Here is a 12,481-nt window from a genome sequence, read left to right on the forward strand (position 1 = left end):
CAGTTGTGCACCGTCCTGTTCACTCGGACCGTACTGCGTCGTGGATCACGCCGCTCCCGACGAGTCCACGCACGTCCCCGGACCCGTCACCCTCGTCGGCCGGACCACCGAACGCGACCTCGTGGCCGGCCTGGTGGACGCCCTGCCGCACCGGGGCGGTGCCCTGCTGCTGAGCGGTGAACCGGGGATCGGCAAGAGCATGGTGCTGCGCCACGCGGCCGACCGCAGCCAGGGCGCCCGGGTGCTGTGGGCCTGCGGAGTGGAGTCGGAGGCCGTGCTGCCGTACGCGGTGCTGGCCGATGTGCTGCTGCCGCTGCGCCACCACTTCGGCGAGCTGCCGCCGGCCCAGCGCACGGCCGTGGAGGGCTGTCTCGCGCTCACTGATGTGGCCGAGCCGAACCCGTACGCGGTGTGCGCGGGCGCACTCGGCGTGCTGGCCGCCGCCGGGGAGGCGTGGCCGCTGCTGGTCCTCGTCGACGACCTGCACTGGGCCGATCCTTCGTCGCGGCAGGTGCTTCAGTTCGTGGCCCGGCGGCTGGCCACCGAGCGCGTGGCCCTCGTGATGGCCGCGCGCAGCGGGCCGGAGGAGGAGGGGATCGAGGAGAGCGTGCCGCACGCCGTGCTGGGGCCGCTGACGGACGACGAGTGCTGGACCCTGTTGCAGCGGCATACGCTCGACCGGGCGGACGCGGCGGCGGGCCGGATCGTACGGCTGGCACACGGCAACCCCTTGGTCCTGGTCGAGTACGCGGCGGCGCTCGCCCGCACCCGTGCGGGCGGTGCCGAGCCGTGGGACGACTCGTGGGAGGCGCCCGGGCCGCTGGTGGAGCGCGCATGGCGCGGCCAGCTGCGCATGCTCCCCCTGCGCAGTCGAGAAGCGCTGGTGTACGTCGCGGCCGGTCGAACCCCGCAATGGCCCCTGCTGCAACGGGCGTTGGCGTCCGACGGACTCATGACCGCCGATCTGGACGCGGCCGAGGCGGCCGGACTGGTGCGGATGCGGAACGGCGCGTGCGAGCTGCGGCATCCCGTGCTGCGGCCGGTGGTGCTCGGACAGTGCGCCACGGTCCGGCGGCTGGAGGTGTACCGGAGGCTGGCCGCCGTGAGCTCGGGCGAACTGCAGACCTGGTACCTGGCGGCCGCGGCCCCCGGCCCGGACGAGTCGGTCGCTGCCCGTCTGGTGGCCGACGCCCGGCAGGCCCGGCAGCGGGGGGCGTTGGCGGCTGCCGCGCCCATCTGGCGCCGTGCCGCCGAGCTGTCCCCGGACCCCGCGGACGCGGCCCGCCGTCTGTTCGAGGCAGCGCACGACGCCTTCTACGGCGGAACGACGCGGGATGCCGCCCAGTGGTGCGAGCAGGCTCTGTCGCACAGCCGGGACCCGCTGATGACAGCGGACATCGAGCTGCTGCGCGGCCAGGCCTGCACCTGGCTCGGAGACCCCGGCCGTGCGCATCAACTGCTGGTCGGCGCCGCCCGCGCGGTCGAGCCTGTGGACCCCTCACGTGCCTGTGGGTTGTACGGGGCCGCGGTGGTGCCCGCGACGATGGACGGGCGGATGCGCGAGGCCTGCGACATCGCCGCCCGCTGTGCGGAGTTGGCGGAGGGCACACACGGCACCCAGCGTCGGCACGCCGCCGTGATGCGCGCCCGGGCGCAGGCTCTGGGCGGCGACGTACGCGAAGGCCGTACGGCCCTGCTCGGGCTGCTGGCACAGACGCGCGGCCGGCCCGGCCCCGAGGAACGTCAGACGACGATGGAGATCGCGCAGGGCCTGTCCTGGACCGGCGACGGGGAACTCGCCCGCCGTGTCCTGGACACGGTGATCGAGGGGATGCGCCGCGACCACTCCCCCGCCCTTCTGCCGTACACGCTGCTGGCCCGGTGCGAGGTGGAGATGTGGTCGCGCTGGCCGATGGCCCGCGCGGACGCCACCGAAGGACTGCGCTGGGCAGAGGAGTTCGGGCATCTGGCGATGACGGGTTACGCGCTGCTTCAGCTCGCACGACTGGACGCCCTGCGCGGCGACGTCGGGGCCTGCGAGGAGCGTGTGGCGCAGTACGAGCGCTGGTGCGGCGGTCGGCTGCGCGGCCTGTCCTTGTTCGCACGCGGTGCGCTGGGGACGGCTGCGCTCACCGCGGGTGATCCGGAAACGGCACGTACGCACCTGGAGGCGGCGTTCGCGATGGCCCAGGAGATGGGGCTGGTCAATCCCTGCCTCATGCCGTGGGTCGCCGACCTCGCCGAGGCCTGTCTGCGCGCGGGGTCGAGAGAGCGAGCCGTCGCCGTCGCGGACTGGCTCCGGGAGCGCGACACCGCGACCGGTCTGGCCTGGCCGGCGGCCGCGCACGCCCGCTGCCGGGTGATGCTCGCACGGTCCGCCGAGGAGGCCGCCGACTGGCTGGCCGTCGCGGAACGCGTCCATGCCGACCAGGAGATGGCCTTCGAGCGGGCCCGGACCCGGCTCGTCGCAGGAGAGGTCCTACGCCGGTTCCGGCGGCCGTCCGCGGCACGGGAACCGCTGCTGCTCGCCCGGCGGACGTTCACCGCGCTGGACGCCGTGCCCTGGGCGGTCCGGGCCGAGGCCGAGGTCGCGGCGACGGGGCACCGCACCGCCGTCCACGGCAACGAACCGCCGCCGGTGGCCCTGCTCACCCCGCAGGAGCTCCAGGTGGCGCGTGCCATCGGTGAGGGGCTGAGCAACGTGGAGGCCGCCGCGTCCCTGTTCCTGTCCCGGAAGACGATCGAGGCCCACCTCACCCGCGTCTACCGCAAGCTGGGCGTCCGCTCCCGCTCCGACCTGGCCCGCTGTCTGGCCCACGCCGGGGTGACGGGGTGACGGGGTGAACCTCCGCTCAGGTCGCTGTGTACCCGAGCTGGCGCCTCATGTACGGGGTCATGAGTGTCTTCGCCTTGGCCATCACGGACGTACGGCTGCCGAGGACCGCGGTCTCGCCGCCCGGCACGGGCAGCACGGTCAGTCCGTCGCCCGCGCCGAACGGCACGATGATCGGAGTGCGCTGCATCGGCCGGTACAGCCGGGGCTCCTTGCGGTGCTTGCCGGAACTGTTCAGGTAGGAGCGGATGTTGTGGGCCGCGAGGTCAGCCTGGGCGAGCGCGGCGGGAGTGATCTTGAGCTCCGTGGCGTCGTTGACGTCGCCGACCGCGAACACGTCCGGCTTGCCCTCGACCCGGAGCATCCGGTCGACCTTCACGTGTCCGGAAGGGTTCAGCCAGTCGCCGTGCCCGGCCAGGCGCAGCCAGAGCGTGTTGGGGGTGGTGCCCGTCGCCCAGAAGGAGAGGTCGGCCGCGACGATGTTGCCGTGGGCGTCGCGGTAGGTGCCGAAGTCGTTGCCGGGCGCCATGAAGGAGTCGAGCCGCACCTCGACGTCGTGGGACTCCAGCCAGTCGCGTGCCTTGCGCCCGGCGCGGGCACTGCCCGTGGCGTTCAGCAACGCCGGCCCCGCGTGGGCGAGCGTGACCCGGGCGTCGGGGCGGGCCAGCCGGATCTCCGCGCTGAGTTCGACGCCGGACGGCCCGCCGCCGACGACGAGGACGTGCTCGGCGGCGGCGATGCTCCGCTGGTGCTCGGCGAACGACTTGACCGCCTCGTCCGCGGTCGTGCCGGTGAAGCGGGCGGGTTCCGGGTAGTCGGCGCCGGTGGCGATCACCAGCACGTCGTACGGCAGCCGCTCACCCGTGGCCAGCACCACCTGCCGCTCAGTCGTCTCGACGCGAACGGCCTTTCTCGCGACCACCTGGCCGTGGCGCAGCAGCCTGTCGTACGGGATGAAGGGCGTCGCCGACCACTCCGGGCGCACGCCTGCCCGCAGGGAAGCGATGCGGTGGAAGAAGATCTCCTTGCGGTCGACCAACGTGACCCGTGCGGTATCGTCCAGCCGTTTCGCCAACCGAACGCCCGCATAGCCGCCACCGATCACCACTACGTCGCCGTCATGCACACCGAGTCTCCTGAGCCTGGTGGGGGGAGAGAGTGCCGCGGCGTGTGGGGCACCTTCGGCCACTCGACTGCCGGTGAGCGTAACGTTTGAAACATAAAGTTTCAGCAAGGTCTCTGTGGGCGTTCGGTGAAGCGAGTGCATGAGTGAGCACGCCGCTCGAACCGGCCGATCGCCGTCAGAGCGGACCCCCGCCGAACCCGATCTCGTTTCCCTCCGGATCGCGGTACGTGACCTTGCGTACGCCGTTCGCGTAGGTCTCTCGCTGCGAGGGCTGAAGTCCCCGGTCGATGATCGCGTCTACGCGGCTGTCGAGGTCGTCGACGAAGAGGGTGAGCAAGGCGTGGCCGCCGTGGCCGGGCCGATGCTCGATGTACACATACCGGTGTTCCGCGAGCTCCCAAACGGCCTCCGTGTCGTTCGGGAAGAACGCCGGCTCGGCACCGAACAGCCGCTCGTACCAGGTCAGTGCCGTTGCGTAGTCGTTGACGAGGATGCCTGCGAAGAGATCGACGGCCATACCGCCATCGTAGGGCCCGGCCTCGGCCCGTCTGCGCCCACAGGGGCAATCACAGGCGTGGCAGCCGGTGCCGCGGGTCCTATGCGCCGCGACGGACCCTGGCGGCCTTGCGGGCCTCGGCGATCTGACGGGCCTCAGCGGACCGTCGGGTCTCGCCCCCGGCCCGCCCCGAGCGGCTGCCCATGCCCCGGAAGGGGGCCCCGCCGCGCTTCGGGCGCTCCGCGACCGGCGCACTGCCGCTGACGGGGACACCGGAAGGCGCCTGGGCGCCGGTGATGCGGCTCAACTCGGCCTCGCCGGACCGGACCTGCGTGATCTGCGGCCTGATGCCCGCGTCGGACATGAGACGGGCCATGTCCCGGCGCTGGTTGGGCAGGACCAGGGTGACGACGGTGCCGGACTCGCCGGCGCGGGCGGTACGGCCGCCGCGGTGCAGGTAGTCCTTGTGGTCGGCGGGCGGGTCGACGTTGACGACCAGGTCGAGGTCGTCGACGTGGATGCCACGGGCCGCGACGTTGGTGGCCACCAGGACGGTGACGTGGCCCTCCTTGAACTGGGCCAGGATCCGCGTGCGCTGGGGCTGCGACTTGCCGCCGTGCAGCGCCGCCGCCTTCACGCCGCTGCTCAGCAGGTGCCTGGTGAACTGGTCGACGGCGTGCTTGGTGTCGAGGAACATCAGCACGCGTCCCTCGCGGGCGGCGATCTCGGTGGCGGTGGCGTGCTTGTCGGCGCCGTGCACCTGGAGCACGTGGTGCTCCATCGTGGTGACCGCGCCCGCCGACGGGTCGACCGAATGAACCACCGGGTCGTGGAGGTAACGACGGACCAGGAGGTCGATGTTGCGGTCCAGCGTCGCCGAGAACAGCAGGCGCTGGCCGTCGGGGCGTACCTGGTCCAGCAGTTCGGTGACCTGGGGCATGAAGCCCATGTCGGCCATCTGGTCGGCCTCGTCCAGGACGGTGATGTTCACCCGGTCCAGTCGGCAGTCCTTGCGCTCGATGAGATCCGCGAGGCGGCCAGGGGTCGCCACGACCACCTCGGCCCCGGCACGCAGTGCGCCGGCCTGTCGGCCGATCGACAAGCCGCCGACCACCGTGGCCAGCCGCAGCTTCAGCAACCGGGCGTACGGGGTGAGCGCATCGGTGACCTGCTGGGCCAGCTCGCGGGTGGGGACGAGAACCAGGGCCAGCGGCTTCCGCGACTCGGCGCGCTGCCCTGCCGTGCGCACGAGGAGCGCCAGGCCGAAGGCGAGCGTCTTGCCCGACCCGGTGCGCGCGCGGCCCAGGACGTCGCGCCCTGCGAGGGAGTTCGGCAGCGTGGCGGCCTGGATGGGGAACGACTCGTTCACACCGAGACTGGTGAGCATCTCCAGCACCTCGACGGGCATGTCCAGCTCGCCGAAGGTCGCAGCCGCGGGCAGGGCGGGGGCGACAGTGGCCGGCAGCGTGAACTCTCCCTGCGGCCGGGAACGGTCATTCGTTCGACCTGAACGGCTCATGGAGAACCTTCCTCGACGGGCACGCATCGAGGAATTCCCGACAGAGGCGAGTCGGATGAATTGCAAGCACGAGCCGAAATTGAATACTGGAATAAACACCGGTGGAATGGGTTCATCGGAATACCGAAAAGCAGCAAGCTGGGGCCCCACCTTGACGGTGGGACCCCAGCTGCTTCATACGCTTCTTGCGTCAGGCGGGGGTGATGTTCTCCGCCTGCGGGCCCTTCTGACCCTGCGTGACGTCGAAGTTCACCTTCTGGCCTTCCTGAAGCTCACGGAAGCCCTGGGTGGCGATGTTCGAGTAGTGGGCGAAGACGTCGGGGCCGCCACCATCCTGCTCGATGAAGCCGAAGCCCTTTTCCGCGTTGAACCACTTGACGGTGCCAGTAGCCATGTCACATCTCCTTTGGGGCAGTGCCCGGGGTTCAACACTGTGCGAACCCCTGTGTTGCCACAATGACCCCGTCCGGATAAGCACCGGAGATACAAAAGTGCCCGACGACATACGGTCGCCAAGGCACTTGAAGTTTCGGGAACCACAACTGCAACTATCGACGATTTTAGCACGGCTCACACATCCGCACTACTTTTCGCCCGGGACGCCGGGTCCCGCTCTCGCGGAAGCGCCGGATCAGCGCCCCACCCGGCGCCAACTCGAATGCATGCGGAAGGTATTATCCCGATTCGTGGACGTCCCTGCCGGGCAGGCGCGCTGAGCTGGCCTACCGGGACTGGCGCATGATCCAGTCCCGGATGCCCGGGATCGTGTAGGCGATCTGCCACGTGCCCATGTGCGCGCTCGTCCCCGAGCCGGCGGCCACGGTCGTGCCGGTCTGGAACGACGCGTAGTTGACCGGGGCCTTCTGCTTCTCCAGGTTGCGCACGTCGGCGGCGAACTGCGCGGCGGTGGACTGGCCGTCCCACACGGCGGTGCCGACCTCGGTGCCCTGTTCCTGGATGACCTTGGTGATGGCGTTCTCGCCGGAGTAGGACTTGTCGTCGTCCTGGGAGACGAGGATCCAGAGGTTCTTGTCGGCGAGCGGGGCAGCCTGCTCGGAGGGCCACTGCCCGGCGACGATGAACGCGGCCGCGAACAGGTCCGGATACTTGATGTTCAGGCCCAGCGACATCATCGCGCCCATCGACTGGCCGGTCGTGTAGCGACGGTTCTCGTCGACGCTGTACTTCTTCGTCACCGCCTCGACGAGGCCCGCGGTCGCGTCGAACAACGTCGAGGGCTTGTAGGTGTCGTCGACCACGACCGAGCCGTACTCGGGGGCGAGAACGAAGCACTCGTGCCTCGCCTGGTCCTCGGGGCTCGCCCAGCACACGGCTCCCAGACCCTGGACCAACGGGCCCTCGGTGGCGACGTTGACGACACTCGCGTCGTGCATGAACAGCACGAGCGGGTAGCGCTTGCGCGGGTCGTAGTTCTTGGGGACGAAGAGGTTGTACTTCAGGGTCTGGCCGGTGGCGGAGTCGTCGTAGGTGAACTGCTGGAAGTCGTCGACGATCAGGTTCACCACCTTGTCGGTGGTCAGCGTCGTGCCGGTGGCCGGGTAGCGGGTGCCGCGGGCCGTGGTGACGGTGCCCTTCTGGACGAGCGAGGCCTTGGCCGCCACGATCGTCCCGCCCGGGGTGCTGTCGCCCACCTTCGGCCCGCCGCCTCCGGGGGCGCCGGAGCTGCTCGCGCTGGGGCTCGGTGTGGCCGTACCGGTGCCGGAGCCCTGCTGCGTCACCCACAGCGCCGCCGCCGTGTCGTCGGGAGACAGCTCGACGATGACGTAGCGCCCGTCGCTGCCCCGCTCGGCGAGTTCGGCCGTCCGGTTCGCGTAGACCTTCGTGACCGTCCGGTCGGTGACGGCGAACGTGGACGTCGAGAGCGCGGAACCGTCGACCTCCCGGTCGTACTCGACGGCCACCGCCACGAGCTTCTGCCCGGCGCCGAACACCTTCGTGATCGCGGTGACGCCGCGGACGTGATCCGCCGTCGAACCCGATCCGTCCGGTTCGGCCGCCGCGCTCAGGGTCGCTCCGCCGACCGCGGACACGCCTGAGACGGCCACGGCTCCGGCGATGAACGTACGCCTCTCCATCAATGCACTCTCCTAGGACGGATCAGTTGGACCACCAAACGTCGACAAACCTAAGGAGACCAGTTCGGAAAAAGCTGTGAGAAATTCAGCCAGGAGGCCGCTGAGGCGCTCATTTCCACAGGCTACGCAGATATTTCCTGGTCACGCCCAGCCCGCAGAACGCGCAAGCTCAGCTTTCGCGGACCGGGCTTTGTGACGAGCACCACCCCCTGCAACATCAGTGACCTTCCGACCGCTGATTGTGAAGGAGAGTTGTGCATTCCATGGCAGAGAACGGGGAAATGAAGAACGGCCCGATCCGTCGCCGGTCGTTCCTGCACGGTTCCGTCGCCGCCGCGGTGACGGCCGCGTCCCTGACCGGCGGTACGACGGCCGGTCGGGCAGCCGGCCAGGAAGGCACCCGCGGCACTGGCGCCTCAGCGGGACTGAAGGCGGGAGCGGGCCGGGCCGCGATCGACATCCCGGCCTCGCTCCTCCCCCTCGACGGCTTCACCACCGTCCAGGATGACCTCTGCGTGCGGATCCTGCTTCTGGAGAGCGCAGCCCGCCGTATCGCCCTCGTCGTGCTGGACCTGACGTCGATCAGCGCGGAGGCGATCACCGCGATCCGGGCGACCATCTCCGAGGCGGCCGACGTGGCCACGGCCGACATCGTCGTCACCGTCACCCACACCTTCTCCGCGCCCCATGTGCAGGCCACGAGCAGCAGCCCCGCGGCGGCGCAGTACCTGCGGCAGATCGCGGAGGCGACCTCGGCCTCGGTGGCGGGGGCGCTCGCGGATCTGCGCCCCGCGCGGGTCGGGTTCGGCACCGGCAGGTGCGATGTGAACGTCAACCGTGACGTCCGCACCGCCGACGGCTGGTGGCTGGGCACCGGCGAGGCGGGGCCGTCCGACAAGAGCGTGGGCGTCACCCGCCTCGACGACATGCAGGGAAAGCCGATCGCCGTCCTCGTCAACTACAGCGTCCAGTCGTCGGTGATGATGGAATCGGTCATGGCCAGCGGCGACCTGCCCATCACGGCCGACCTCGCCGGCGCGGCGATGCGCCATGTGGAGAAGAGTTACGGCGACGACGTCGTCGGGTTCTTCCTCGTCGGCTCCTGCGGCGACCAGGCACCGGCGTTCCGGTCCAAGCGGTACATCATCGACAAGGACCGCAACTGGTCCCAGGTCGACGCCCGGGACGCGGGGTGGATCCTGCTCACGGTGCAGGGCGAACGACTCGGCACGGAGGTGGTCCGGGTCAGCGAGACCATCGAGGCGTCCGCCATCAGTGCCACGTCCCCGCTGCGTCTGCTGACCGACTCCGTCACCGTCGACACGATCGCGGCGGGGCACCCGACCGGACCGACGACAACGTACGACTTCACATCGAACGGCACGGCCGAGGTGCCCATCCGGGTACTCACCATCGGCGAGGGGGTGTACGTCGGGGTGTCACCGGAACTGTCCACCGACACCGCCCTGGACATCAGGAAGAATTCGCCGTTCAAGCACACCGCTGTCATGTCGATGCTGGAGGGCGGCGCCAAGAACATGGCCGAATCCCGGAGTTATGCCCGCATCACGTACGAGGCGATGGACTCCTCGTACGCCAAGGGCTCGGCGGAAACCGTCGCGGCGAAAATCAACGCTGTTCTCCATTCGCTCTGATATCGAAGGAAGCCCTCCCCGAATTTCTCCCCGAAGTTCTCCCCGAAGTTCTCCCCGAATTCCTCCCCTCAGACGAGCCTGCGATCCGGAACGCCGGTGTGGTCGGTCGCCACGGCGGACTGCCACAGGGCGGTCGAGAGCCACACCAGGGCGGCTCCGACGACGATGTGCAGCGCGCTCGTGACCACGGAGTCGGGCAGCGCGATCAGGAACGCGAACAGGGGCAGCACTACGGCGTAGGCCCATGACGGGACCTTCGGGAACCGTCCGGAGCGGATCATCGCCGTCCCGAACAGGGCAGAGCCCACCGCGAAGACGACGGCCGAGGCGAGGAACACGGGAATGGTGGGGCCCGTCAGTTCCGCGTCGATGACGTCGTCGTCGAGATAGAACAGCACCAGGTTCGAGGCGAACGCCGCCCCGCCGAACAGGCCGAGGCCGATGAGGTTCACGAGGTAGGCGGTTTCTCCGAAGCGGCCGGTGGCCCGGCTCTGCCGTTGGTGGAGCGCCGTGAGGAACGGCAGGGAGAACGCCGGGGACAGGGCGAGGAGGAGGCTGGTCGCGGCGGTCTCACCGGTGAACGCCTCCACGAGTGCGGGCAGCGCGATGAGCAGGCCGGCCAGTGCCCCGGAGAGGGCGCCGACGCGGGCGAGGCGGGAGGAGACCGGCGCAGAGCTGATCGGCGAGGACATGAGGGCCACTCCGGTTCGTCGAGGGGCAGGTCAGGCCCGAAACGGTAGGGAGCGGCCGGCCGACTCAGGGAGGTGCCGGGCGGTGACACCAACCGCTGGAGGTCACTAGTTCCCCGGGCGGTTCCGATGCCGTTCGGCATGTGCCGTTCGGCCATACCCGGCCGGAGTTTCCCTCGCGCCGTCGCCCGGCGTGCGCGCCCGGCCTAGCCTGGGCGGCAGCGTCGGGCGGGTGGGGGGTGTGCATGGCGGCGTATGTGCCTGTGCCGTGGGTGTCACCGCTGCTCCACGGCGCGGTGCTCACCGGCGGTCTGTACTACCTGGCGGCGGATCTGGGCGACGGTCCCGGGCTGGTGTCCTGGCGCACCGCCGGTTTCGTCGCCGGGCTCGCGGCGCTGTTCGCGCTGGAGGCGGCAGGGCATCGCCGGAGCCTGCCCGGCGTGCCCCTGCTGCTCGGCCGGTTCGTGCTGACGGGTGCCGTGGTCGTCCTGGATGCCTCGGAACTGTCCCAAGTGCTGTTCGTGCTGCTGCCGTTCACCGCCTACTTCGCGTTCGGCCGCACGGCTGCCCTCGCGCTGGGGGCGCTGTGTCTGGCCGGACTGCTCATCGGCTATCTGCTGACGGCCCCCGGCTGGTACCGCGACATGGAGTACGTGTCCGACCTGCTGATGCTCGGCATCGGCCTGGTGCTGGCGATCTCGATGGCCGCCGTCGCCGTCGGCGAACAGCGGGCCCGGCTTGAACTTCAGGAGTACGCCGCGCGGGTGGCGGAGCTGTCCGCCGCGACCGAGCGCAACCGGATGGCCCGGGACATCCACGACAGCCTCGGACACCATCTCACCGCGATTTCGGTGCAGTTGGAGATCGCTTCGGAGTTCCGCGCCCTGGACCCGGACGCCGCGGGGCGGGCGATGACCGAGGCCAGACAGTCGGTGAGGCTCGCGCTGGGCGACGTACGGCAGTCGGTGCGCGCGCTGCGCGGCGAGGCGGCACACCCGTCGCTGTCGGCAGCACTCGCGGGTTGGGCCCGCGACGGCGGCACGGGACCGTGTGTGACCGTCGAAGTGACCGGCGACGAGGACGGCTACAGCACGGCGGAACTGACCGCGTTGTACCGGGCCGCGCAGGAGGGGCTGACCAACGCGCTGCGGCACGCACAAGCCTCGCGGGTGTCGGTGGTGGTCCGGTTGTCCGAACACGCCGCACGGCTGGCCGTCGCCGACGACGGTCGCGGCTTCGCTGCGGACGGGGCCACGGCCGGATTCGGCCTGACCGGTATGCGGGAACGGGTGCATCTCGTGGCGGGCAGCGTGGACGTCGACAGCAGGCCGGGCGAGGGCACGCGGCTCACGGTCGTCGTCCCGCGGGGCGGGGGCGAGCGGTGAGCGAGGAGCCGACGGCGGTACGGGTACTGGTGGTGGACGACCAGCAGCTCATCCGGGACGGCATCGCCTCGCTGCTCTCTATCCGGCCGGGCATCACGGTCGTCGGCACGGCGTCCAACGGACGGGAGGCCGTGACGAAGGCCGTGGAAATGCGGCCCGACGTCGTGCTGATGGACGTACGGATGCCGGAGCTGGACGGCGTGGAGGCCGTGGCCGTGCTGCGCGGCCGGGCGCCGGAGTGCCGGGTCGTGATGCTGACGACGTTCGACGACGAGGAGTACGTCGTCCAGGCGCTGCGGGCGGGTGCCAGCGGCTATCTGCTCAAGGACCTGCCGGCCGAGGAGCTCGCGCAGGCGATCCGCCTGGCACACGCGGGAGTCACCCAACTCGATTCCTCGGTGGCCGGCCGCCTTGCCGCGGCGCTGCCGTCGCCCTCCGCCGCCCCGGCGCCGGCGGTCGCCCTGAGCCCGCGCGAGATCGACATCCTGCGGCTCGTGGCGCGTGGTCGGACCAACCGGGAGATCGCCACGCAGCTCTATCTCAGCGAGGGCACCGTGAAGAACCACGTCTCCCGCATCCTCAGCCGTCTCGCCCTGCGCGACCGCACCCAGGCCGCGCTGCGCGCCCGCGACCTGGGTCTGCTGTGACGGTCACCGGCGATGCCGTGCGTGAACCGGGGACG

10 protein-coding genes are annotated in these 12,481 nt (G+C 70.5%); 4 read left to right on the plus strand and 6 right to left on the minus strand.

Annotation, left to right across the window (positions count from 1 at the left end):
* Positions 1 to 40 precede the first annotated feature (40 nt).
* Positions 41 to 2,836, plus strand: coding sequence for an AAA family ATPase (locus ACIHFB_RS04715; RefSeq protein WP_400125222.1), 2,796 nt, complete (start codon positions 41 to 43; stop codon positions 2,834 to 2,836).
* A gap of 16 nt (positions 2,837 to 2,852) precedes the next feature.
* Here ACIHFB_RS04715 and ACIHFB_RS04720 read toward each other — a convergent pair whose 3' ends face one another.
* The 5 genes from ACIHFB_RS04720 to ACIHFB_RS04740 all read right to left on the minus strand — a co-directional run bounded on the left by ACIHFB_RS04720 (position 2,853) and on the right by ACIHFB_RS04740 (position 8,070).
* Positions 2,853 to 3,959, minus strand: coding sequence for an NAD(P)/FAD-dependent oxidoreductase (locus ACIHFB_RS04720; protein ID WP_400125223.1), 1,107 nt, complete (start codon positions 3,957 to 3,959; stop codon positions 2,853 to 2,855).
* A gap of 175 nt (positions 3,960 to 4,134) precedes the next feature.
* On the minus strand, positions 4,135 to 4,476 hold the full coding sequence (locus tag ACIHFB_RS04725; protein ID WP_365270028.1) for a VOC family protein: 342 nt from the start codon (positions 4,474 to 4,476) through the stop codon (positions 4,135 to 4,137).
* A 79-nt stretch (positions 4,477 to 4,555) separates the two neighbouring features.
* A complete protein-coding gene (locus tag ACIHFB_RS04730; protein ID WP_400125225.1) occupies positions 4,556 to 5,974 on the minus strand; it encodes a DEAD/DEAH box helicase in 1,419 nt (472 codons plus the stop codon).
* A gap of 190 nt (positions 5,975 to 6,164) precedes the next feature.
* A complete protein-coding gene (locus tag ACIHFB_RS04735) occupies positions 6,165 to 6,368 on the minus strand; it encodes a cold-shock protein (protein ID WP_210586179.1) in 204 nt (67 codons plus the stop codon).
* Between the two features lie 328 nt (positions 6,369 to 6,696).
* The gene (locus ACIHFB_RS04740; protein WP_400125227.1) at positions 6,697 to 8,070 is read right to left on the minus strand and encodes an alpha/beta hydrolase-fold protein; all 1,374 of its coding nucleotides are present in this window, start codon (positions 8,068 to 8,070) and stop codon (positions 6,697 to 6,699) included.
* Positions 8,071 to 8,333: 263 nt separating this feature from the next.
* Here ACIHFB_RS04740 and ACIHFB_RS04745 point away from each other — a divergent pair, with 263 nt between their 5' ends.
* Complete coding sequence (locus ACIHFB_RS04745; protein ID WP_400125229.1) at positions 8,334 to 9,725, plus strand: hypothetical protein; 1,392 nt, start codon at positions 8,334 to 8,336, stop codon at positions 9,723 to 9,725.
* A 68-nt stretch (positions 9,726 to 9,793) separates the two neighbouring features.
* On the opposite strand, the gene ACIHFB_RS04750 is transcribed toward ACIHFB_RS04745, so the two are convergent.
* Positions 9,794 to 10,417: a hypothetical protein gene (locus tag ACIHFB_RS04750; RefSeq protein WP_400125231.1), complete on the minus strand. Its 624-nt coding sequence runs from the start codon at positions 10,415 to 10,417 to the stop codon at positions 9,794 to 9,796.
* 242 nt (positions 10,418 to 10,659) lie between these two features.
* Here ACIHFB_RS04750 and ACIHFB_RS04755 point away from each other — a divergent pair, with 242 nt between their 5' ends.
* Both ACIHFB_RS04755 and ACIHFB_RS04760 read left to right on the plus strand, forming a co-directional pair.
* Positions 10,660 to 11,799 (plus strand): sensor histidine kinase, encoded by a 1,140-nt coding sequence (locus ACIHFB_RS04755; RefSeq protein WP_400125233.1) that lies wholly within the window; start codon positions 10,660 to 10,662, stop codon positions 11,797 to 11,799.
* A complete protein-coding gene (locus tag ACIHFB_RS04760) occupies positions 11,796 to 12,446 on the plus strand; it encodes a response regulator (protein WP_400125235.1) in 651 nt (216 codons plus the stop codon). The genes ACIHFB_RS04755 and ACIHFB_RS04760 overlap by 4 nt, the downstream gene beginning before the upstream one ends.
* Positions 12,447 to 12,481 lie beyond the last annotated feature (35 nt).

The sequence above is a fragment of the Streptomyces sp. NPDC051963 genome (assembly GCF_044593495.1).
Taxonomy (GTDB): domain Bacteria; phylum Actinomycetota; class Actinomycetes; order Streptomycetales; family Streptomycetaceae; genus Streptomyces.

Coding starts and splice junctions, on each gene's coding strand:
- ACIHFB_RS04725 (WP_365270028.1), bottom strand. CDS start 4,476: ATGGCCGTCGATCTCTTCGCAGGCATCCTCGTCAACGACTACGCAACG.
- ACIHFB_RS04730 (WP_400125225.1), bottom strand. CDS start 5,974: ATGAGCCGTTCAGGTCGAACGAATGACCGTTCCCGGCCGCAGGGAGAG.
- ACIHFB_RS04735 (WP_210586179.1), bottom strand. CDS start 6,368: ATGGCTACTGGCACCGTCAAGTGGTTCAACGCGGAAAAGGGCTTCGGC.
- ACIHFB_RS04740 (WP_400125227.1), bottom strand. CDS start 8,070: ATGGAGAGGCGTACGTTCATCGCCGGAGCCGTGGCCGTCTCAGGCGTG.
- ACIHFB_RS04745 (WP_400125229.1), top strand. CDS start 8,334: ATGGCAGAGAACGGGGAAATGAAGAACGGCCCGATCCGTCGCCGGTCG.
- ACIHFB_RS04750 (WP_400125231.1), bottom strand. CDS start 10,417: ATGTCCTCGCCGATCAGCTCTGCGCCGGTCTCCTCCCGCCTCGCCCGC.
- ACIHFB_RS04755 (WP_400125233.1), top strand. CDS start 10,660: ATGGCGGCGTATGTGCCTGTGCCGTGGGTGTCACCGCTGCTCCACGGC.